Annotated in this window: 19 protein-coding genes; 11 read left to right on the forward strand and 8 right to left on the reverse strand. The window is 63.0% G+C overall.

Translation table 11 applies throughout. The features are described 5' to 3' along the window. Window positions 1–7: 7 nt before the first annotated feature. The 4 genes from FHW94_RS21650 to FHW94_RS21665 are packed head-to-tail and all read right to left on the reverse strand — an operon-like array spanning window position 8 to window position 3,853. On the reverse strand, window positions 8–805 hold the full coding sequence (locus FHW94_RS21650) for an SDR family oxidoreductase (RefSeq protein WP_168557928.1): 798 nt from the start codon (window positions 803–805) through the stop codon (window positions 8–10). After that, window positions 802–1,578: an SDR family oxidoreductase gene (locus FHW94_RS21655; RefSeq protein WP_168557929.1), complete on the reverse strand. Its 777-nt coding sequence runs from the start codon at window positions 1,576–1,578 to the stop codon at window positions 802–804. The genes FHW94_RS21650 and FHW94_RS21655 overlap by 4 nt, the downstream gene beginning before the upstream one ends. A gap of 14 nt (window positions 1,579–1,592) precedes the next feature. Beyond that, window positions 1,593–2,609: a phosphotransferase family protein gene (locus tag FHW94_RS21660; protein ID WP_168557930.1), complete on the reverse strand. Its 1,017-nt coding sequence runs from the start codon at window positions 2,607–2,609 to the stop codon at window positions 1,593–1,595. Then, entirely contained in the window at window positions 2,606–3,853 is a 1,248-nt protein-coding gene (locus FHW94_RS21665) for an acyl-CoA dehydrogenase family protein (RefSeq protein WP_168557931.1), read from the reverse strand. Before FHW94_RS21665 ends, FHW94_RS21660 begins: the two co-directional genes overlap by 4 nt. Window positions 3,854–4,089: 236 nt before the next feature. On the opposite strand from FHW94_RS21665, the gene FHW94_RS21670 reads away from it, so the two are divergent. The 3 genes from FHW94_RS21670 (at window position 4,090) to FHW94_RS21680 (ending at window position 7,301) form a co-directional block, all read left to right on the forward strand. After that, complete coding sequence (locus FHW94_RS21670) at window positions 4,090–5,340, forward strand: TetR/AcrR family transcriptional regulator (protein ID WP_168557932.1); 1,251 nt, start codon at window positions 4,090–4,092, stop codon at window positions 5,338–5,340. A gap of 93 nt (window positions 5,341–5,433) precedes the next feature. Next, window positions 5,434–6,132, forward strand: coding sequence for a response regulator (locus tag FHW94_RS21675; protein WP_082350005.1), 699 nt, complete (start codon window positions 5,434–5,436; stop codon window positions 6,130–6,132). Beyond that, window positions 6,129–7,301, forward strand: a complete 1,173-nt coding sequence (locus FHW94_RS21680; protein WP_168557933.1) for an ATP-binding protein — start codon at window positions 6,129–6,131, stop codon at window positions 7,299–7,301. The genes FHW94_RS21675 and FHW94_RS21680 overlap by 4 nt, the downstream gene beginning before the upstream one ends. Before the next feature lie 34 nt (window positions 7,302–7,335). Here the strand turns inward: FHW94_RS21680 and FHW94_RS21685 are convergent, their stop codons facing one another. Then, a complete protein-coding gene (locus FHW94_RS21685) occupies window positions 7,336–8,112 on the reverse strand; it encodes a class II aldolase/adducin family protein (RefSeq protein WP_168557934.1) in 777 nt (258 codons plus the stop codon). A 245-nt stretch (window positions 8,113–8,357) separates the two neighbouring features. On the opposite strand from FHW94_RS21685, the gene FHW94_RS21690 reads away from it, so the two are divergent. Then, window positions 8,358–9,422, forward strand: coding sequence for an amidohydrolase family protein (locus tag FHW94_RS21690; RefSeq protein ID WP_246866342.1), 1,065 nt, complete (start codon window positions 8,358–8,360; stop codon window positions 9,420–9,422). Between the two features lie 109 nt (window positions 9,423–9,531). Here FHW94_RS21690 and FHW94_RS21695 read toward each other — a convergent pair whose 3' ends face one another. From FHW94_RS21695 to FHW94_RS23750, 3 genes are all read right to left on the reverse strand, one after another. Continuing rightward, window positions 9,532–9,882 carry a cupin domain-containing protein gene (locus FHW94_RS21695; protein ID WP_168557935.1) on the reverse strand — a complete coding sequence of 117 codons (351 nt, stop codon included), beginning with the start codon at window positions 9,880–9,882 and terminating at the stop codon, window positions 9,532–9,534. An 80-nt stretch (window positions 9,883–9,962) separates the two neighbouring features. Further along, complete coding sequence (locus tag FHW94_RS21700) at window positions 9,963–11,390, reverse strand: aldehyde dehydrogenase family protein (protein WP_168557936.1); 1,428 nt, start codon at window positions 11,388–11,390, stop codon at window positions 9,963–9,965. A gap of 112 nt (window positions 11,391–11,502) precedes the next feature. Next, a complete protein-coding gene (locus FHW94_RS23750; RefSeq protein ID WP_168557937.1) occupies window positions 11,503–12,453 on the reverse strand; it encodes a cytochrome P450 in 951 nt (316 codons plus the stop codon). A gap of 6 nt (window positions 12,454–12,459) precedes the next feature. Between FHW94_RS23750 and FHW94_RS21710 the strand changes: the two genes are divergently transcribed. The 7 genes from FHW94_RS21710 to FHW94_RS21740 all read left to right on the forward strand — a co-directional run bounded on the left by FHW94_RS21710 (window position 12,460) and on the right by FHW94_RS21740 (window position 21,062). Continuing rightward, window positions 12,460–12,786, forward strand: a complete 327-nt coding sequence (locus tag FHW94_RS21710; protein ID WP_168557938.1) for a hypothetical protein — start codon at window positions 12,460–12,462, stop codon at window positions 12,784–12,786. A gap of 158 nt (window positions 12,787–12,944) precedes the next feature. Then, window positions 12,945–13,592 (forward strand): class II aldolase/adducin family protein, encoded by a 648-nt coding sequence (locus FHW94_RS21715; protein WP_168557939.1) that lies wholly within the window; start codon window positions 12,945–12,947, stop codon window positions 13,590–13,592. Window positions 13,593–13,827: 235 nt separating this feature from the next. Further along, window positions 13,828–15,123, forward strand: coding sequence for an aminotransferase class III-fold pyridoxal phosphate-dependent enzyme (locus FHW94_RS21720; RefSeq protein WP_168557940.1), 1,296 nt, complete (start codon window positions 13,828–13,830; stop codon window positions 15,121–15,123). Between the two features lie 22 nt (window positions 15,124–15,145). Next, a complete protein-coding gene (locus FHW94_RS21725) occupies window positions 15,146–16,087 on the forward strand; it encodes a PfkB family carbohydrate kinase (protein WP_168557941.1) in 942 nt (313 codons plus the stop codon). Window positions 16,088–16,157: 70 nt separating this feature from the next. Then, on the forward strand, window positions 16,158–16,862 hold the full coding sequence (locus FHW94_RS21730) for a TetR/AcrR family transcriptional regulator (protein WP_168557942.1): 705 nt from the start codon (window positions 16,158–16,160) through the stop codon (window positions 16,860–16,862). 113 nt (window positions 16,863–16,975) lie between these two features. Further along, window positions 16,976–18,157 carry a hypothetical protein gene (locus FHW94_RS21735; protein WP_168557943.1) on the forward strand — a complete coding sequence of 394 codons (1,182 nt, stop codon included), beginning with the start codon at window positions 16,976–16,978 and terminating at the stop codon, window positions 18,155–18,157. Window positions 18,158–18,701: 544 nt separating this feature from the next. Then, the gene (locus tag FHW94_RS21740) at window positions 18,702–21,062 is read left to right on the forward strand and encodes a TonB-dependent receptor (RefSeq protein WP_168557944.1); all 2,361 of its coding nucleotides are present in this window, start codon (window positions 18,702–18,704) and stop codon (window positions 21,060–21,062) included. Window positions 21,063–21,163 lie beyond the last annotated feature (101 nt).

A 21,163-nucleotide genomic window follows, 5' to 3' on the forward strand; every position in this document is an offset into this window, starting at 1 on the left:
TCTCTCGTCAGAAGGACGTCTCGCCTAGGCCGCGCGGCCGGGCGAAGGGATGGGAGGAGGAGAGGCCGGCATCGACGACCAGGGCATGGCCGTTGACATAGCTGGCCTCGTCGGACGCGAGGAATGCAACCGCGGTGGCGATCTCGATGGGCTGGCCGCCGCGCTTGAGCGGGTTGAGTTGCCCCAGTTGGTCGCTCTTGCCCTTGGCGCGGGCGCGTTCGTAGAATGGCTGGGTCATGCCCGTCTCGATCAGGCCAGGGCACACCGCATTGACGCGAATGCCCGATCCGCTGAGCTGCTGTGCCGCGGTCTGCACAAGATTGATCACCCCCGCCTTGGATGCGGAGTATGCCGGGCCACCCGCGCCGGCGCGCAAGCCTGCGACAGAGGCGGTACAGACGATCGCACCGGCGGTTCCGGCATCGAGCATGGCCTTGCCGCCATGCTTGATCGCCAGGAACGGACCGATCAGGTTGACCTGCAGCAGGGCCTGCCAATCCTCCACCGACTGGTCGAAGATGCCCGCCATGCCGCCGCTGATCCCGGCATTGGCAAAGATCACATCGATCCCGCCATGCGTCTGGATTGCAGCGGCGATCATCGCCATGACATCGCCTTCATTGCCGGCGTCCCCGCGCATCGCGGTAATCGCGGGATGCGTGGCGGCGGTCGCTTCCACGCCATCACCAAGGTCGACCGCCAGAACCCGTGCGCCTTGTTCGGCAAACAGGATGGCCGTGGCACGGCCAATTCCCGATGCCGCGCCGGTGACGAGGACACTCTTCCCCGCAAACCGCGCGTTCACAGGCCGCCCCGGATCGTCGTGCCACCGTCAACGACAATGCCCTGGCCGGTGACATAGGCGCCGGCTTTCGAGGCGAGGAAGACCGCCGCACCCGCGATCTCGTCGGGCTCGCCAATGCGGCCGAGCGGGGTGACGCGGTTGAGCGCGGCCTCTGCCTCCGGGTCTTCCCACAGCGCCTTGGCAAAATCTGTGCGGATCACCCCGGGTGCGATCGCGTTGACGCGCACGTTGTGCCTGCCAAATTCGATCGCAAGGTTGCGGACCAGCTGAAAATCGGCGGCCTTGGACACGTTGTAGGCCCCGATCACGTCCGATCCGATCAGCCCGCCGATCGAAGAGACGATCACGATCGCGCCGTTTTCGCGCTCGATCATTTCAGGCACGACCATGTTGATCAGCCAATGGTTGGCCAGCACGTTGTTGTCGAAGATCTTGCGGAACTGCTCGTCGGTAATCCCGGCCATCGGGCCGTAATAGGGGTTGGAAGCCGCGTTGCAGACGAGGATGTCGATCTTGCCGAAGCGTCGGCGCGTTTCCGAGACCAGCGTCTGCAGCATCGCCTTGTCAGAGATGCTGGCAGCGATGGCGATGGCACGTTCCTCGCCATGCGTGGCGTTGACGGCGTTGGCAACTTCCTCGCAGGCCTGCTGCTTGCGGCTGGAGATCACCACCTTGGCACCGGCATCGGCATAAGCCTCGGCGATGGCGCGGCCAATGCCGCGAGACGATCCGGTGATGATCGCGACTTTGCCGGTCAGATCGAACAAGTCCATGTTTCTCGCTCTCCTTATGCGGTGGCGCCGGCCTGGCGTGCTTGCGCCCAGGCGGCCTGGGCCAGCGGTCGCAATTTGGCGACGGCTTCTGCGGCCCTGCTGCTCGAGGCATTGCCATCGATCAGACGCTTCTTGATGCCCTGGACGATGCCGACCAGGCGGAACAGATTATAGGCAAAATACCAATGCAGATCGGGCAAGGCGTCCCGCCCGCTAGCCGCGCAATAGCGGTCGACCATGGCGCCAAGCGGCGGCAGCCCTTCGGCAGCAAGATCGATGCCGGCCAGCCCCGATCGCCCGTCACGCGGCATCGCCCAGTTCATCGCGAAATAGGTGAAGTCGGCCAGCGGATCGCCGATCGTGGTCAGTTCCCAATCGAGCACTGCTGCCACCCTGGGGGCGTTTGCGGCGTAGATCAGGTTGTCGATCCGGTAATCGCCGTGGATGATCGCAGTGCGGGTCTGCGCGGGCACGGTGCGCGGCAGCCAATCGATCAGCTTGTCCACCTCGGCAATGTCGTCCGTCTGCGCGGCGCGATACTGCTTGGTCCAGCGCTGGATCTGCCGCTCGAAATAGTTGCCCGGCGGACCGAAATCGCCGAGCCCGACGGCCTGGTGATCGATCGCGTGAAGCGCCGCCAGCGTATCGACCATCGCCTCGTAATAGGCGTGGCGATCGGGCCTGGGGATATCGGGCAGCGTGCCGTCCCACAGCGTGCGGCCCTCCACCAGTTCCATCAGGTAGAAGACGGCACCGATCACGCCCGCGTCCTCGCACAGCGCGATCGGACGGGGCACCGGGAATCCGGTGGGGAAAAGGGCCGAGATCAGGCGAAATTCACGGTCGACCGCGTGGGCCGACGGCAGCAAATGGCCAAACGGCTTGCGCCGCAGCACGAAGTTTCCGGCCGAGGTTGCGATGCGGTAGGTGGGGTTGGACTGCCCGCCCGCAAACTTCTCCACCGCATGCAGCTCGGCAGTGGTGGCCTGTTTCAGCCATCCCGCCAGCTTGTCCTGGTCGAGATCGCTCATCGCGCGGCGTCACGGTATTTGCCGAGTTCGGCGCGGGCGATGGCGCGGGCGTGTACCTCGTCAGGGCCGTCGGCAAGGCGCAGCGTGCGGATGTTGGCCCAGCCTGCCGCCAGCTGGAAATCGCCCGAGACACCGGCGCCACCATGGGCCTGCACGGCATCGTCGATGATTTTCAGCGCCATCATCGGCGCCTGCACCTTGATCATCGCGATCTCGTTGCGCGCGGCCTTGTTGCCGGCGCGGTCCATCATGTCGGCCGCCTTGAGGCACAGCAGCCGCGTCATTTCGACGTCGATGCGGGCACGGGCGACCCGTTCCTCCCACACGCTGTGTTCGGACAGGCGCTTGCCGAAGGCAGTGCGCGAGAGAAGCCGCCTGGCCATGGCCTCCAGCGCCTCCTCGGCCGCGCCGATCGTGCGCATGCAGTGATGGATACGGCCCGGCCCGAGCCTTCCCTGGGCAATCTCGAAGCCGCGACCCTCGCCCAGCAGCAGGTTTTCTGCCGGCACGCGCACATCGGTCAGCGTAACCTCGGCATGGCCGTGGGGGGCATGATCATAGCCATAAACCGACAGCAGCCTCTCGACCTTCACGCCGGGCGTATCGACATCGACCAGGATCATCGCCTGCTGGCTGTGCGCGGGGGCATCGGGATCGGTCTTGCCCATCACGATCGCCAGCTTGGCACGCGGGTCACCCATGCCAGACGACCACCACTTGCGCCCGTTGATCACATAATGATCGCCGTCACGGCGGATCGAGGTGCGGATGTTGGTCGCGTCGGACGAGGCGATCTCGGGCTCGGTCATCAGGAACGCCGAGCGGATGGTGCCCTCCATCAGCGGCTTGAGCCAGCGATCCTTCTGCGCCCGCGTGCCATAGCGGTGCAGCACTTCCATGTTGCCGGTGTCGGGTGCCGAGCAGTTGAACACTTCCGAAGCCCAGCCGATGCGCCCCATCTCTTCGGCGCAGAGCGCATATTCAAGATTGCTGAGCTGCGTTCCCGCGAACACGAAGCTGTCGTCGACATGGGTATGGCCCGATGCCGGCGGCATGAACAGGTTCCACAGCCCGGCAGCCCGGGCCTTTGGCTTGAGCGCCTCGATCGTTTGCGATGGCGTCCAGCGATCGCCGGTGTTGACCTCTGTCCCATAGGCTTCGACCTGCGGCCTGACGTGCATGGCGATAAAATCCCGCACCGCGCCTTGGAAGTGCCGCTCACGTTCGGTGAAGGTGAAATCCATCGATCCTCTCCAGAGGCCGGCCGACTCAAGGGCCATACCCTAAGTTCTAATTATGCCTGACCATGACGCATCGCCGCAGACCTGTCCAGCAGGACTCTACGCTCAAAACGAGATATATTGCGTAAAATCGGCACGGCTCGTCGCTTTGTCTAAACTGACCCGATATTCGAATTGGAGTTTAGGGGCGGCGCAATCTGTGGGTCGACAGCCGCGGCGCGAGTGACGATAAGGCACGCATGTGCGACACCATGCCTCCCACGCCTGGCGCGGAAACCGGCGCTGCCCTGGTCGATAGCGCGACCCGTTTTGACAGGCAGAAGCAGCGCATTGTCGATGCCGCGACGACGCTGTTGAACGATAAGGGCATGCGCGGGATGACGCTGTCCGACGTGGCGACCGAACTGGGCTTGAGCACGACCAGCGTGACCTACTATTTCCGCCGCAAGGAACAGTTGCTGACGGCGGTATTCGAAGACACGCTAGGCCGGCTGGCAGCGATGGTGGATGCAGCGCAGGCAGAGCCGACGCCCCGCGCGCGCGTTGCCCGCTACGTCGAACTGCATTTCGAGCACTTTGCGGGAACCTTGCGCCAGTCGGAGCGGCCGCTGGCCAACCTTTCCGAAATCCGTTCGATGGACGAGCCGGCGCGATCATCGCAGATCGAGCAGTATCGCGGCACGCTGCGGGCGATCCGCAGCTTCTTTGGCCCGGCCCGCGATGCCTCGCACCGCGACGTGCTGATCGCGCGCGCGCACATCCTCAACGAGGCGCTGCTATGGCAGCGCACATGGCTCGGGCAGTTCGCGATCGGTGATATGCCCAATGTCCGGCAGCGTTTTTTCCGGATACTTGACGGCGGTATCCTCACGCCCGGCACCGCTTGGGACGTTCGCGTGTTCACGCCCGGGGCGGTGATCGATGCAGGCGACCAGGAAAGTTTCCTGCGCGTGGCAACGCGTTTCATCAATGCCACCGGCTATCGCGGCGCGTCCGTCAAGCGGATCATGGCGGAGTTCAATCGCACCAAGGGCAGTTTCTACCATCATCTCGATTCCAAGGATGATCTGGTCGTCGCGTGCTGGCGGGCCAGCCACCGCCGGCTGGCCGATCTGCAGACCAGGGCCAGGGCCGAGCAGGCATCGGCGTGGAAGCGGCTTTCCGCCACGGTGCAGTCGGCGCTGCAGTTGCAGTTTGCCGACGAGTTCCCGCTGCTGCGCGTGACGGCCTATCAGGCGATGCCGCCTGCGGTTCGCGCGCTGGCGCTGCGCTATGCCCAGCGCACGGCGCTTGGCATGATGGGCGAGCTGGTGGAGGGGATGGCCGAAGGCGCCGTTCGCCTGGTCGATCCGTTCATTGCCGCACAGTTCCTGCTCGCGGCCATCAACGCGGCCTACGATCTGCAGGGGTGGCGCAAGGATCGCTCGCTGGCCGTGGTCATGGACGCCTACACGTCGGTATTGGGCAACGGCTTGTTCGCCCCGGAGTGAGAGGAGGGCATTCCCGCGCCGCCCGGCTGGGTTGTATAATATAGTCAGGGCTATAATACCTGCTGCTATGTCGCAATCGCTGGGCAACACTGCATGACCGAGTCCGGGCCCCTGGTGCTGGTCGTCGAGGACGAGCAGAAAATCGCTGACATCATTCGGGCCTATTTCGAGCGCGAGGGCTATCGCGTGGTCCGCGCCGCAGATGGGGAGGAAGGCGTCCAGAACCATTACCGGCTGGCCCCGGACCTCGTCATCCTCGATGTAAAGCTGCCCAAGCTTGACGGGTTTCAGGCCTTGGCGCGGATGCGCGCGCATTCCGACACGCCGATCATCATGGTAACCGCGCTGGGCGAGGATTACGAACGCCTTGCGGGGTTGCGTATCGGGGCAGACGACTATGTCGTCAAACCTTTCAATCCGGCCGAACTCGTGGCGAGGTCTGCTGCCGTGCTGCGCCGGGCAAGATCGCAAAGCGTGCCGCAGCGGCTGCGGATCGGGGTGATCGAGATAGACTGCGATGCGCATCTCGTGTCGGTTTCCGCAGGGGAGGGGCCGCGCCGCCTGATCGAGACGACCATCACGCAATTCCGCTTGCTGGAATATCTCGCCCGCGCAAGCCCACGGGTGGTCGGTCGCGGCGCGCTGCTCGATGCCTGCCTGCCCGAAGGAGAGGCGCTCGAACGGACCGTCGACAGCCACCTGTCGAAATTGCGGCGCAAGCTGGAGATGGCCGGGGCTGGCGACGTGCTCGAAAGCGTGCGCGGCGTCGGCTATCGATTGTCGGCGCGATGATGTGGCGCACGCTGCGCCTGCGCACGCAACTGGCCGCGGCGATGATCCTGGCCATCCTGCTGGCCATCCTGTTCGGCTATGTCGGGCTCAATCTCTTTGCGCGATGGCAAGAGCAGATGATGCTCAATGCGCTCGATCCGGTTGCGCGCCAGACGCTGATGGAGGTCGACGCCGGGGGCAGGCCGCCGGCGGCAGCCGCTGTTGCGCTTTACAAGGAGCGGGTGCGGATCGCGCAGACCATCGATCACGAACAGAGCGTGCTGCTGATCGGATTGGCCGCGCTGGCATCGATGTTCGGCATCGCGGTTGGCCTGGCGCTGGCCACCCGCCTTGCCCGCCCGATCGAGGCAGTGAGCCATGCGGCGCGCGCGATCACCTTGGGCGATCTGTCGGCGCGCGCGGCCGAAGGGCCGCCCGGCGCAGGCGAGCTTCGGCAGTTGCTTTCCGATTTCAACAGCATGGCCGAAGCGCTGGAAGCCTATGACCGTGATCTGCGCGAAGGCTCTGCGGCCATCGCCCACGAGTTGCGCACTCCACTGACGATCTTGCGCGGGCGGCTGCAAGGCCAGCTGGATGGGGTGTTTGCCACCGATGGTGCCGCGATCGCCGCGCTGATCCAGGAGGTGGATCTGCTCGCGCGCATTGTCGAGGATTTGCAGACTCTCAGCCTCGCCAACACCGGCCGTCTCGAGCTGAATGTGCGTTTGGCCGATTTGGCGCTGCTCGCCGCCACCCACCTGCACGCCCTCGAGCCGATCCTGGCCACCGCCGGCATGCGCCTGGAAACGCGCCTCGCGCCAACCCTGGTCGAGATCGATGCGCAACGGCTGGGACAGGTCCTGCTCGCGCTTGTCGACAATGCCCGCCGGCATGCCGCATCGGGTGGGGTGGTTGAAGTGGAAACGAAAATCGACGGCGCCAGCGCCTTGCTGATCGTTACCGATCGTGGCCCCGGTTTACCCTCGCACGAACCCGATCAGGTGTTTCGTCGCTTTTGGCGGGGTGAACCGTCGCGCAGCCGCGTGCACGGGGGCAGCGGCCTTGGCCTCGCCGTGGTGAAAGCGGTTGTCGAGGCGCACGGCGGGACAGTCCTGGCAGGCGACCGCCCGGACGGCGGCGCGGTGTTCCAGATACAGTTGCCGCGGCAGCAACGGCGGGGCAAAGCCTGACGCGCTGTCCCGCCGTGCTTGAACCGGCAGGACGTCAGCTATCATAACCGGGCAGGCGGCGATCGAGCTGGCGCAGGAAACCCGGCCAAGCCAGCATCGCCGATTTTGCGCGTCCGGTGCTCACCTGCTGCCGCACCTCTTCCTGCGCAGCGGCCGGCGCAAGCATCACCTTGTCCCGCCCGATCGACAGGGCAGCCACCTGCTGGGCACATGCCTTTTCAAGGTAATACATGCCGAGCCATGCCTCTGCCGCTGTTTCTCCTACTGCAAGCGTGCCATGGTTGCGCAGGATCATGGTCTTTTTGTCGCCCAGGTCCGCGACGATGCGCTCGCGCTCCGCAAGGTTGAGCGCGATCCCTTCATACCCGTGGTAGCTGATCGAGGGCAGCGCGATCAGCGCGTGCTGCGTCAGCGGCAGAAGCCCCTCGCTGTGGGTCGATACGGCAACGCCGTGGTCAGAGTGGAGGTGCATGACGAACCGGGCGTCTTCGCGCGCGCCGTGGATCGCCGAATGGATCGTGAAGCCAGCCGGGTTCACCTTGTACGGCGTCGGCGCGATGATCTTGCCATCCAGATCGATCTTGACCAGCGAAGAGGCGGTGATCTCTTCGAAAAACATCCCATAGGGATTGATCAGGAAATGGTGATCATCCCCGGGCAGTCGCGCCGAAATGTGGGTGTAGATCGCGTCATCCCAGCCGTGCAGGGCGACAAGCCGATAGAGCGCGGCCAGTTCTACGCGGATCTGCCATTCCTGCGATGCGGCATCGGTCTGTGCGGTTGTCCGGTCTGCCGGTGCGAGTGTGTCCATTTCAGTTCTCCTGTCCATCAACCGCTATTTTTACTGCAACTGCGGCGCTGATTTTGGCTCAGCCGGGCCGCTATGCGTAATGCGCATGCTATCGCACCGGGTTGACCCAATCAATAGCGATAGCTATTAATATGCGCTCCCGCCGCTTTGCCGGCCCGGAACCGCCGTGCAACGGGTCACAATGGCCGACGCGCTTGGGGCAGGGCAGGGGCGGTATCGGGCCACAGCGAAGGACAGCGAATAGCATGGGGCTGGGTAACGCAGCGCGGATGGTGCCGCGCGAGGACGCGATCGATCCCGATCTGCCGATCATCGATCCGCACCATCACCTTTGGGAGGATCATCCCGAAAGCCACTATGCAGCAAAGGCGGCGCACCCGTTCAACGATGTCTTTGCGCAAGACCCCGTATATCTGCGCGACGAGTTTCTGGCGGACTTGCGCACCGGCCATAACATCGTCGCAACCGTCTATGTCGAATGCGGCGCATTCTACCACGAGCATGGATCGGAGAACGATCGCGCGCTGGGTGAGATCGAACGCGTCGTGGAAATCGCGCAGGCAGGCGCGGGCGATCCTTCGGGAGGCCAGCCGTGCGCGGCGATCGTTGGCTATGTCGATCTGACCAGCGATGATGCGGCTGCGGCGCTGGCGCGGGCGAAAGCGGCCGGGGCGGGCAAGCTGCGTGGCATCCGCAACATTGGCCCGCATGACGACGAGCGTGTGCTCGGCCCGGTCGCCCCGGCGCCCCGTGGGCTCTATGGCAGCGACGCTTTTCGGCGCGGCTTTGCCGCATTGGCCGAGGCAGACCTGTCGTTCGATGCCTGGGTGTTCGCGCCGCAGATCGGGGAAGTGATGGACCTCGCCCGCGCGTTTCCGCACGTGCCGATCATGCTGGATCACGTTGGCACGCCGCTGGGGATCGCCCGGCACCGCGGCACGCTGGCAGCGACCTTTCCCGACTGGCAGCGCGCCATCCGCGAACTGGCGACCTGCCCCAACGTCCACGTCAAGTTGGGCGGGTTGGGCATGCCCTTCACGATGCTCGACGGCCTCGGGCCCACGCAGCGCGTTGGCTCTGCGACTCTCGCACGCCTGTGGCAGCCCTATATCGAAAGCTGCATCGAAGCGTTTGGGACGGATCGCGCGCTGTTCGAAAGCAACTTTCCGGTCGACCGCTGGGGCGCGGACTATGTCGAAACGTGGAACGCGTTCAAACGCCTGACGCAGTCGGCCTCGGCAGACGAGAAATCGTGGCTGTTCGCGCGCTCAGCTGCCAAATTCTATCGTCTCGACGTCCACGCCGCCTAGACCGCCAGAACCGTTCCTGTTGCACGGGAAAAAGAAGGCCTGCCCCGGCATGCGGTCGGAGCAGGCCTTCTAGCGACGGCGGTCTGCCCACCTGGGTGTCAGGTGGGGATCACGCCAGCCGCAGGCAGAACCGCTTCTCCACCGGTTCGGTCACTTTCCAGGTGCCGGTGAACCCTGCCTCGACCAGGAAGGCATCCCCGGCCTTGACGCTGACCGTTTCGCCGCCATCGGCAGTCAGTTCGATCGCGCCCGCGATCAGATAGATATATTCGTGATAGGGCGTGTTCTCGGAATGCCAGGTGCCGGTGGTGGAATGCCAGGTCCCGGTCACCATGGCCTTGTCTGCTGTCTGGAATTCCAGCCACGTCTTCATCGTGGGAGACCCTTCCACAGGTTTCCAGTTGTCAGACGGGTTGGGATTGAAGAGCCCGGTTTCCGGGACCGAAATTGCAACGCTCATATCGCATCCTTTTCATGACTGCTTGGGCAGCTCGATTTGCAATGGTCAGAGAAAATCCTCAGCGCGGCGCTGCGCAATGTTCAACCTTGGCCGGCGTAACCCAGCACGGCCTTGACCTCGACGAACTCGTGAAAGCCGAAATCGCCCCATTCGCGGCCATTGCCGCTGCGCTTGTAGCCGCCGAACGGCGCCATCAGGTCACGCGCGCCATTGATCGATACCTGGCCCGCACGCATTCTGGCCGCCACCTTGCGCGCCGTTTCGATGTCTGCCCCGCTCACATAGGCGGCGAGCCCATATTCGGTGTCGTTGCCGATCGCGATCGCCTCGTCGAGGGTCTGGTAGGCCATGATCGACAGGACGGGACCGAAGATTTCCTCCCGCGCGATGGTCATGTCAGGCGTCACGTTGGCGAACACCGTGGGCTGGACATAATAGCCCTTGTCCAGGCCTTCGGGGCGCTCGACCCCGCCGGCGACCAGCGTGGCGCCCTCATCGATGCCTGATTGGATAAGCCCGCGAATCTTGTCGAATTGGGCCTGCGAGGCAACGGGGCCGATCTGGGCGTTGCCGTCGGGCGGCCCGACGGTGATGCTGCTGGCGGCAGCGCGCGCACTTTCGATCGCTTCGGCCATGCGCGCGGCTGGCACGAGCATGCGCGACGGCGCATTGCACGACTGGCCGGAGTTGACCATCATGCCTTGTACGCCGCCGGCAACGCTTTGCGGCAGATAGGCATCGTCGAGCACGATGTGCGGGCTCTTGCCACCCAGTTCCTGCGCCACCCGCTTGACGGTTGCAGCGGCGTTGCGCGCCACTTCGATGCCTGCCCGCGTCGATCCGGTAAACGACACCATGTCGACTTCGGGATGCGATGACAGCGGCACGCCCACACCGACGCCGTCGCCATGAACCAGGTTGAACACGCCAGCGGGAAGCCCGGCGGCTTCCAGGATCTCGGTGAAGATCTGCGCGGAAAAGGGGGCGATCTCCGATGGCTTGAGCACCATGGTGCAGCCTGTGGCAATGGCCGGCGCCACTTTGCAGGTGATCTGGTTGAGCGGCCAGTTCCACGGTGTGATCAGCCCGCAGACCCCGATCGGCTCGCGCGCGATCAGTGTCTGTCCGCGCTCCTGGGTGAATGGAAACGTCTTGAGAATTTCCAGCGCAGTGGCGAGGTGCGCCAACCCGATCTGTACCTGGGCATTGCGCGCCAGCGAGACCGGCGCACCCATTTCCTCGGTCACGGCCGCAGCAAGATCGTCGGCGCGCTTCTGGTATTCCGCCAGAATGCTGCCCAGGATGCCGAGCCGGTCTTCCCGGCTGGTGGCAGACCAGCCGGGAAACGCGCGCCGCGCGGCGTGAACGGCCTTGTCGACGTCGGCTGCGGTGCCCAGCGCAATACGGCCGGCGATCGCCTCGGTCGCGGGATTGAGCACATCGAGGGTGTCTTGGCCGGCCGGTTCAACCCATTGGCCGTCGATGTAAAATCGTGTGTAATCGCGCATGTTGGCTCCTCTCAAATCGGCGTCCCCGCGGTTCATTTGAACCAGCCAGGGCGGTAATGATCAGTATTGTTGCTGTCTGGGTTGGCGCTGCGTCGGCCAGGCGTTTGGGCAGTCAGGATGCCGGCACCAGACAAAGTGGAAAGCGCTCCATCTGGCCCATGGCATGCGCCGGAATCCATTGCGGCGCTGTCGTTCCAGGGGTGAGCGTCAGGCCGCGCGCCATCACCGCGTCGAGCAGCACTTCGACCAGCATCACGGCCACATAGCGGCCAGGGCAGATGTGCTGGCCACCGCCGAACGTCGTGCTGCCCTTGCGCGAGCGGTCGAGGTCGAACCGCATTGGATCGGGCACGGCCGCAGGGTCGAAACCGCCGACGCCCCACATCAGCGAGACGATCGCACCGCGTGGAATGCGCACGCCCGCAAAGATAACCTCCTCCATTGCCCAGCGGGGCAGGTGGATCACCGGCGGCTCGATACGCAATGCTTCGAAGATGGCATTGGCCACGAGTTGCCGGTCGGCGTGCACCTGCGCCAGGGCGTCTGGATTTTTCAGCAGCGCGAACAGCGTGTTGGCGGCACCAAGTGCCGCGGTATGAAATCCGTCGATCAGGTTTCCGGCCAGCATGGCGCCAACGTCGCGTGGAACGATTCCCGCCTCCGCGGGATCGTCCGGTAGATCGATCCGCTTGAGGTCGTCAGTCAGGGCAACGACGAAGAGGTTTTCGCCCCGCCGAAGGCTACGCTCGGCCGCTGCCCTGATCACGCGCCAATACCCGCGCATGGCGTTATCGAGCACGATGTAGTCTTGGGCGTCGCGGTTGAAGTGAAAAAGCCGGGTCAGGTCCCGCGTATAGGCCTGCATCGCCACGATTTCGCCGGCGTCCATCTCCAGCATGCGGCCCCAGAACCCGCAGGTGAGCCGCTCGGCGACATCGCGCATCACGTCTATCTCGCCAAATGGGGCAAGCTCATCGAGGATTTGCTGCACGGTTTCCTCTGCCACCGGCCGCATCGCGCTCACCTCTTTGGGGCCGAGGCGGGAAACCAGTGCCTTGCGCACAGGGCGATGGATCGGCGGATTGGCGGTGAAGACCTGGTTTGCCACCACGCGCGCGACTTCGGCACCCAAGGGCGGCGCGGGATCGTCCATGCGCGTGAGCGACTCGCCAAACAGCACCCCGGCGGGAACGTTGCCGATCTGGGGCAGGGCGCCCAGTTTCTGCAAATCCGCATTGCGGAAAACCGCCAGGTTCCCGTCCTGGTCCTGCAGGAAACGCGGTTCGGGCCCGGCGAAAACGCGCTCGGCAAAGGGGCGGATGCTGTCGCGGCCGCCGGTGAAACCGAACTCGGCAAGCGTTCCCAGGCTTCCGATCTCGACAGTGTCCATTCCTGACATCCCTTCTCGTCAAGCGCAGTTGCAGCGTAGCGCATGCGGCTGACATTAACAATAGTCTGGACTATTCTATTGGCTGCGGTATCTGTGCATCTGGATGGAGCGAATCGTGCCTTTGAAAGGCGCTTTCGGCGGCGGGTTTCGCGCAAGGAGGGCTCATGAGCGATCAGACCGAAAAGCAGGCCAGAAACCAGCTCGCAGAGGCTTACCGGCGGGTTGTGGACCTTGGCTTGACCGAGCTGTCTTCGGGAAACCTGAGCGTCCGTTTTGGAAATGGCATGCTCATTTCACCGGCTGGTGCGGATGGTGACAATATTTGTGAAGAGAGCATTGTCTATGTCAACGCATCGGGCGATTGGGACAAAAGTCTCAATCCTTCGAGCGAATGGCAGCTACATGCCAGAATATACCGCAACGATGCCAATACCACGGCAATCGTCCATACCCATTCCGATAATTGTGTCGCGGTTTCGTGCCACTGCCATTCCTTGCCGCCGTTTCACTACCTTGTCGGCCTGTTTGGTGGGGATGACGTGCCGTGCGTGCCCTATTCAACCTTTGGAAGCGAAGCACTCGCGCACGATGTCTCGCACGCGCTGATCGACCGCTACGCCTGCCTCATGGCCAATCACGGCATGACCGCGCGCGGGCCTTCGATGCCCATCGCGATGATGTTTGCCCATCGGCTTGAGATCCTCTGCCGGCAATATCTTCTGGCGCAGCAACTGGGTGAGCCCAATCATCTTTCGGCCGAAGATATGGATGCGTTCCGAGAAAAGATCGCAAAGATGTCCTACGGTCGATAGGATAGTTCTGATTTAGATAAAACTCCCTGTAATCGACTGATAATGATCTGCAATTTTAGGCGATGGAAAAACGGATGAGCGCCGATTTTAACCCATCGACCATGGCGGATACTGTCTATCGATTGGTTGAAAATGGGGTTTCTATGGTTCGATATTTCCCGCCTTTGCGGAAAGCAAATTGACAACCCCGCAAGCTCAAATTTAAATAGTTCACACTATCATTGTCGAGGTTTCTATGGATCGTACTGCCGATCGCGATCTCAAGGCTCGCGCACTCAAGGTCATTCCCAACGGCATGTATGGCCACGAGGCGGTGCATGCACTGCCCGCCACGTTCCCGCAGTTTTTCGAGCGGGCCGAGGGCGCCTATATCTGGGATGCCGATGGCAACCGCTATCTTGATTTCATGTGCGCCTATGGACCGAGCTTGCTTGGGTATCGGGACCAGCGGGTGGACGCGGCCGCCGCGGCGCAGGCGGCGAAAGGCGACACCATGACCGGGCCATCGCCGGTGATGGTCGATCTTGCCGAAGCACTGGTTGCCATGGTGACTCACGCGGACTGGGCGATGTTCTGCAAGAACGGCACCGATGCCACCAGCATGGCGATGGTTGCCGCACGTGCGCAAACCGGCAAACGGATCGTGCTCCTGGCCAAGGGCGCCTATCACGGCGCGGCGCCCTGGTGCACGCCCAATCCCGTCGGCGTCGTGGCCGAAGATCGCGCCATGCTGCGCTATTACGAATACAACAATGCCGAGAGCCTCGAGGCCGCCGTGCGCGCCGCGGGCGACGATCTGGCCGCCATTTTCGCCACGCCGTTCAAGCACGATGCCTTTTTCGACCAGGCGCTGCCCGATCCGGTCTATGCGCGCCGGGCAAGGGAGTTGTGCGACGAAACCGGGGCCATGCTGGTTGTCGATGATGTGCGCGCTGGTTTCCGGCTGGCGCGCGATTGCAGCTGGTCGCTCGTCGGCGTGCAGCCCGATCTGAGCTGCTGGGGCAAGGCCGTGGCGAACGGACAGCCCTTGTCCATACTGCTGGGATCGGATCGCTGCCGCAAGGGCGCTGGCTCGATCTATGTCACCGGCTCCTATTGGTTCGCGGCTATGCCAATGGCAGCCTCGCTCGAGACGCTTCGCATCATCCGCGAAAGCGATTACCTTGAACAGATGATCCGCATGGGCGACCGGCTGCGGGCCGGCTTGGCCAGCGCAGCCGAGCGGCACGGGTTCGGCTTGCGCCAGACCGGGCCGTCGCAAATGCCGATCATGCTGTTCGACGATGACCCCGATCTGCGTGTCGGCTTTGCCTGGGCAGAAGAGATGCTGCGGCGGGGCGTCTATATCCACCCCTGGCATAACATGTTCATCGCCGCCTGCATGACCGAAGCTGACATCGACATGGCCGTTGCCGCGGCAGATGGGGCGTTTGCCGCGACCCGGGCGCGCATGGCCGATCTGCAACCTTCGCCGGTAATCCTGGCGATGGCGGCAGCGAGATCCGCAGAAGAACTCCAGGCCCTGGCCTGACGCGTGCGGCGAGGAGCCAACCATGGACCAGTCGATTGATCTTCTCGCTGTCGGCCTGCTAACAGTCGATATCGCGGTGCGGCCGGTGAACGAACTGCCGCCGATCGATACCGGCATGTTGGTGGAATCGATCCTGCTCTCGCCGGCGGGAACGGCCGGCGGGGCTGCGATGGTCGCCGCAAAGCTCGGGCTAAAGGTCGCCCTCGCATCGGCAATCGGTGATGATCTGCAAGGGGTTGCGGTTCGCCATGGCTTGGAAAAGGCCGGGGTCGATGTCCGTTTCCTCGTCACCAACGAACAGTTTCCCACCTCGTCGACGGTGCTTCCCGTGCGCAGCATCGGCCAGCGTTCGACCTATCATATGGTGGGAGCAAGCATGGTCACGCCCTTGCATGGGGAACTGGAAGCGGCGCTGCCCCAGATCCGGGCCATTCATTGGGGAGCGGTAAACTTCCCCGGCGTTGCCGAGCAGGCTGTCGCGATCCTGAAGGCGGCAAAGGCGGCGGGCGCGTTCGTAACGTGCGATCTTGTCTCCCCGCGCGAGGGGACGATGGAGGATCTTGCCCGTATCCTGCCTTATGTCGATCTTTTCATGCCGAGCCTGGCCGAAGTGCTGCACCTGCACGGCAATGACGATCTGCGCGCGGCGGCCGATCGGTTCATCGCAATGGGCGCCGGGGGATGCGTCTTCAAGCTTGGCCACGAAGGCGCCATCCTGTTGAAGCCGGATAACGCGGTTCAGGTGCCTGCTTTGCCCATCGATCCTGTCGACACGACAACCTGCGGCGATTCCTTCTGCGTGGGATTCCATGCCGGGCGGCGGCGCGGCTTGGATGAAGAAGCGTCGCTTCGTTTCGCGACGGCAACCGCAGCGCAAGTGGCGATGGGCTTGGGCACTGTGGGCGCGCTGTCCAACTTTGACGAAACCATGGTGCTGTCGCGGACTGTCGGCGCGTCTTCCTAGCGATTGCTGGATATTGGCCGGCACTGCGGATAGTGGATCAGGAGGTAATCTGAAAGTTCAAGGAACAGCGATGGCACGGGCGAGAAAAGCAAAGAGCGGGAGCGACCAGGATGTCGAACTCAATACCAAGCTCGCGCCGTCGCAGGATCGCTCCAAGGTCACGTTTGAAATCATTCTCAAGGTCGCGGGCGAGTTGCTTGGCGAAGTGGGCATCGAACGTCTTTCGACCAATATGATCTGTGAGCGTGCGGGACTGACCCCGCCCGCGCTCTATCGGTATTTTCCAAACAAGTATGCCATACTCAGGGAGATGGGCGACCGGGCGATGAAGGCCGAGGATCGTGTAGTGTTCCGCTCGATCGCGACCGGGCAACTCGGCTTCGATGGCCCGCTCGAGCAGGTGGTCGAACATCGCCTGGATCTTTTGACGAAGGTGCGGCGGGCCGCGCGCAGAGTTCCGGGCGGCGAATGGATCTTGCGGGTCATGCGGGCGGTGCCCGTATTGCAAGAAGTGCGGATCGGCTCGACCCAGGCGGTTTCCGACGTGCTCTTTGCCAAGCTCCACGCACAATATCCCGCCGTGGACGAGACCCGGTTGAGAGCCGCGACCCTGCTGAGCACGGCGCTGGGCAGTGCCACGAATGATCTCATCTCCGACATGCCCGAGTGGGGCGACGAGATCGGGCGCGAGTACGCGAATATGGTCAGTCTCTATTATCGTAACCTGCTGGGTGTGACGGTCGAGGCGGCAACAGGGTACGAAAAGGCAAGTTGACCCAGGGCGGCGGTGGGCGCTGCGCGCGACCCCATGGCCGTATCGTGTTGCCGATGCCGACGGAGCGAAGTTTGGAATAACAGTACCTTGACCTCGCAAGAAGGAGCGGCACGGTGACAGCAGATAGCCAGGCGAACGCGGGGCAAGGCGCCTTGAGCCGGGCCGCGATGGCAGCGGCGCTCTTGATCGGCACGGTCGGGCTCGTCATAGCCGGCGTCCAGCCGGTCTTCTTCGGGGCGCTGCTCGCCGCCGACCGCCTTTCGGCGGCTCAAGTGGGGCATGTCGCGGCAGCCGAACTCGTCTCGATCGGCATCGGCGTCGTCATTGCCGAGTCGTTCCTGGAGCGTGTTTCGGTCTGGCTTTCCACGCTCGTTGCCCTGGCGCTGGTCGCGTCGCTCAATCTCGCAACGGTTTGGACCAGCGGATTGGGCGTGCTTTTCGTGCGTGGGCTGGTCGGCCTCTCGGCGGGTGTGCTGGTGTGGATGACCACCGGCGTCATCGTCCGCTCCGCTCGCCCTACGGCGTTGTCGGCTGCGTTTCTGCTGACCCAGGCGATCATTCAGTTCGCAACTTCCACCGGTCTTGCCATTGCCGCTCCCAATGCCCGCGATGGTGTGCCCGTGACGATCGCCGTCCTGGCCACTGCCGCACTGCTTCTGGTTCCCTTGCTGCCCAAGCGCTTGAATCCCCTGCCGCGTGATCCCGCGCAGGTATCGGGTCTGCCCCCGCTGCGGGGGTGGGTTGTCCTGGCGGCATCGCTTTTGATCCAAAGCTGCATCGTTGGGGCGTGGGTCTATTTCGAGCCGCTGGGCCGCCAGGCCGGCATGACACCGCAGCAGGTTGCGTTTGCGGTGCCCGCCTCGCTGGGAGCGCAGGTGGTGGGTGGTTTTGCCGCGATATTTCTTGCCCGGCGCCTGCCCTGGTTTGTGTCGCTGATGGTCTCGAGCATCGCATTGAGCGCCGTGCTGTTCATCTTGTCCACCCCACCAGGGGCTGCGGCCTTTTTCGTTCTCGAAACGCTGTTTGGCGCGATTTGGATTTTCATTACCCCGTTCCTGACGCCGTTGTCGATCGAAAACGACCCGACCCGCCGCACGGCGCTGTTGGTACCGTCGGCCGTCCTGGTCGGATCAGGGTTGGGGCCGCTCGCTGCTTCCACGCTGGCCGACGATGCCAGCGCGGGCCGCGTGCTTCAGCTGTGCGCAGTGCTGGCGATTGGTGCGACTCTGCTCATTGTCGGTCTCTATGTGACGCGATCACGCATCGCAGGCGGCGAGGCCGCGCCGCATGCATGATCGCCAGGCACGCCGAATTCGGCTTAAAATAACGATTGCATAGACTATCATAATGTACTGGCATCAGCGACGCTCACCGCTGTTTCTCGGCAGCGGTGGGCGGCCGTGCAACGGCGGCATAGATCCGCTAGCGAGCGTTCCCCATCTGATTCGCCAAATCTGCGGCCGCAGGGGCAGGGCGCCCCAGCTTGGCAGCAGGTCGTGATTGCGGGATTATGACACTAAAATACTGTAAATATGTAAAATATTTGAGCAATAACGGCGCGTGATTCGCCCGTTCGCCGCGCCATCGGCTGTCTCGCTGAAATCGAGCCAGCGGAGATGGATGCTGTGTTTTGGCGCTGGTTCGCCGATGCCGGATGGCTGGATTTTCGGCGGACTTGTGCGGGTTGCGATAGCACCAGTCACGCTAAATCTGCCGCCCCAGCATTCCCCTATTGCCAAGGTATGTCGAACATGGTTCAATAGCACTAGCTATCGCAATGAGGGCGCGAGCGCCCGCTGCGAAAAGGCCACGGTCCACAACAAAACATGAGGGGGGCTTATGTCCGAGCAGTTGCTAAATCGAACGCTGTTGATGACGAGCGCGATGATGGTTCTGGGATATGCCGGAAGCGCTGCCGCCCAGGCGGCCCCTGCCAACACGGCGGCAGCCGTGGCCGCGGATTCCAACCAGGTCGGTGTGATCGTGGTTACCGCGCAGCGCCGAAACGAAGATATTCAGAAGGTGCCGGTTTCCGTCCAGGCGCTGTCCGGCCAGGACCTTCAGTCGATCGGCGTTAAGAGCACCGAGGATATCGCCCAGGCGACCCCGAACCTCATGATCCAGAGCCCGATGGGGATCGGCAACCAGCCCTTGATCAGTATTCGCGGCATTGGCCTCAATGATTTTGACAGCAACAACGCTGGTCCCAACGGCGTCTATATCGACGATGTCTATATCAGCGCGCCCTCGGCGCAGAGCTTTGCGATTTTCGATCTAGATCAGGTGCAGGTGCTCAAGGGGCCGCAGGGCACGCTCTACGGGCGCAATACCAGCGGCGGCGCCCTGCTGTTCACGTCGAAAAAGCCGACCGACCAGCTAACGGCGGACGTCCATATCGAGCAGGGCAACTACAACACCACATTTGTCACCGGCGCGGTCGGCGGGCCGATTGCGGACAATCTCAGTGCACGCATTGCGGTCGTCTACAATCATTCCGATGGGTTCATGCAGAATGACTTCTACGGCATTTCCGCCAATGGCACGAACAGTAAGGCCGTGCGCGCGCAGTTGCTGTGGAAACCGACGCCGAACCTGAAAATCCTGCTCAGCTCGACCACCGGGCTGGTCAACAACGTGCCCAACGAATATCGTCATATCGGCACGTTGAAGCCTGGCACGCAAAGCGATCCGGCGCCGGTGGTGTGCTCGGTCGCCGATGCCTATGCCGGCAACTGCGTCGACATGTTCGGCTTCGGCACGCCGTCCAACTTCTATCGCGGCCAGTACAACCGCACGCAGTATCTGCGGAACCTCAATCTCAACGAAACCGCCCGGATCGACTACGACCTTGGCCGCGTGACGTTGACCTCGATTTCGGCCTTTCAGCACAACGACAAATACTTTCCCGAGGACAGCGACGCCAACCCGGCCAACCTGGTCGAAGCGACATTTGGCGTGAAAACCAATACCTACACCGAGGAACTGCGTGCGGCGTACACCTCCGCAAAATTCAACTGGGTGTTCGGCCTCTACTACCTCCACGAAGATCTCCGCCAGGATCAACCGCTGGATCTTTTCATCGATGGTGATCTCTACGGCGGTTTCGGCATTCCCGCTGGCGCCGGCAATTTCGATGGCATCGCCCAGCGTGCCTATGACCACAGCCATCAGAAAACCGATTCCGTGGCTGCGTTCGGGCAAGCCGACTACACGCTCGGCAACGTGACGCTCACTCTTGGGGGCCGGCTCACCCACGAACGCAAGACGTTCGAGTATGACGCGTCACGGCAATACCAGTCGGGCGGGCGCGGCAATTTCGGCCCGCTGGAAGGCTTTATTTCTTCGAACCAGACCCAGACCAACACCAATGCCACCTGGCGCGCCGCGGTCAGCTATCGCCCCACGGACGCGATCCTGACGTATGCCAGCGTCGCGACCGGTTTCAAAAGCGGCGTGTTCAACGGCAGTTTTCTGAGCAGCGACCCCGAGCAAGCCCTGTTTCAGCTGCAGCCGGTCAAGCCCGAGCGGGTAACTGCCTATGAAATCGGGGCGAAGACGAGCTGGTTTGATCGCCGGCTGATTTTCAACGTTGCCCTGTTCTACAACGACTACATCGACGAGCAGATCTTTGCGCAGGTTCCGCAGACCGTGAACACTGCGGCCGGACCGATCGAGCAGATCACGCAGGTTCTGGCCAATGCCCACAAGGCGCGGACCGAGGGTGTCGAAGTGGAGCTGACCGCCGCCCCTGTTCGCGGCCTGACCTTCACGCTGGCGCCGGCTTGGCTCAATGCCAAGATCATCAGCGCAGGCTTGCCGATGTTCCAGGGCGCCACGCCGCTCGATGGCAACCGTCTTGCCAATGCGCCCCGGTTCAGCTTTTCCGGAACCGCCAGCTACAAAATCCCGCTCGACGCGTTGAACGGGGATCTCAATTTCCGCTGGAATTCAAGTTATCGCAGCTTCCAGTATTTCGACTCGACCAACGACCCCTATATCACCCAGAGCGGGTACTGGATTCATAACCTGAACATCGTTTACCAGAACAAGCATGGCTTCGATATCGGTGCCTACGTCCGCAACGTTGCCAACAAGAAGTATGCGATCGGCGCGGCCGACCAGACGGCACCGTTCGGGATGATCACGCAGACGGTGGGGGCGCCGCGGACCTATGGCGTCCAGGTTTCGTTCCATTATTGATCATCGTTGCAAGCATGGGTCGGCAAGGAAGCATGATTCCGCTGGCCCATGCGCGATGAATCTGTTGCAGGAGTGTTCGGCACGATGCCCTGGATGGTTGT

The organism is Novosphingobium sp. SG720, assembly GCF_012275365.1.
GTDB classification, from domain to species: domain Bacteria; phylum Pseudomonadota; class Alphaproteobacteria; order Sphingomonadales; family Sphingomonadaceae; genus Novosphingobium; species Novosphingobium rhizosphaerae.

Excerpts from the sequence above, each read along its gene's own strand:
- FHW94_RS21730 (WP_168557942.1), top strand. The coding sequence starts at position 16,158 with ATGGCACGGGCGAGAAAAGCAAAGAGCGGGAGCGACCAGGATGTCGAA.
- FHW94_RS21725 (WP_168557941.1), top strand. The coding sequence starts at position 15,146 with ATGGACCAGTCGATTGATCTTCTCGCTGTCGGCCTGCTAACAGTCGAT.
- FHW94_RS21680 (WP_168557933.1), top strand. The coding sequence starts at position 6,129 with ATGATGTGGCGCACGCTGCGCCTGCGCACGCAACTGGCCGCGGCGATG.
- FHW94_RS21720 (WP_168557940.1), top strand. The coding sequence starts at position 13,828 with ATGGATCGTACTGCCGATCGCGATCTCAAGGCTCGCGCACTCAAGGTC.
- FHW94_RS21690 (WP_246866342.1), top strand. The coding sequence starts at position 8,358 with ATGGGGCTGGGTAACGCAGCGCGGATGGTGCCGCGCGAGGACGCGATC.
- FHW94_RS21695 (WP_168557935.1), bottom strand. The coding sequence starts at position 9,882 with ATGAGCGTTGCAATTTCGGTCCCGGAAACCGGGCTCTTCAATCCCAAC.
- FHW94_RS21655 (WP_168557929.1), bottom strand. The coding sequence starts at position 1,578 with ATGGACTTGTTCGATCTGACCGGCAAAGTCGCGATCATCACCGGATCG.
- FHW94_RS21665 (WP_168557931.1), bottom strand. The coding sequence starts at position 3,853 with ATGGATTTCACCTTCACCGAACGTGAGCGGCACTTCCAAGGCGCGGTG.
- FHW94_RS21710 (WP_168557938.1), top strand. The coding sequence starts at position 12,460 with ATGGATCGGCGGATTGGCGGTGAAGACCTGGTTTGCCACCACGCGCGC.
- FHW94_RS21740 (WP_168557944.1), top strand. The coding sequence starts at position 18,702 with ATGTCCGAGCAGTTGCTAAATCGAACGCTGTTGATGACGAGCGCGATG.
- FHW94_RS21685 (WP_168557934.1), bottom strand. The coding sequence starts at position 8,112 with ATGGACACACTCGCACCGGCAGACCGGACAACCGCACAGACCGATGCC.
- FHW94_RS21670 (WP_168557932.1), top strand. The coding sequence starts at position 4,090 with ATGTGCGACACCATGCCTCCCACGCCTGGCGCGGAAACCGGCGCTGCC.
- FHW94_RS21700 (WP_168557936.1), bottom strand. The coding sequence starts at position 11,390 with ATGCGCGATTACACACGATTTTACATCGACGGCCAATGGGTTGAACCG.
- FHW94_RS21715 (WP_168557939.1), top strand. The coding sequence starts at position 12,945 with ATGAGCGATCAGACCGAAAAGCAGGCCAGAAACCAGCTCGCAGAGGCT.
- FHW94_RS21675 (WP_082350005.1), top strand. The coding sequence starts at position 5,434 with ATGACCGAGTCCGGGCCCCTGGTGCTGGTCGTCGAGGACGAGCAGAAA.
- FHW94_RS21660 (WP_168557930.1), bottom strand. The coding sequence starts at position 2,609 with ATGAGCGATCTCGACCAGGACAAGCTGGCGGGATGGCTGAAACAGGCC.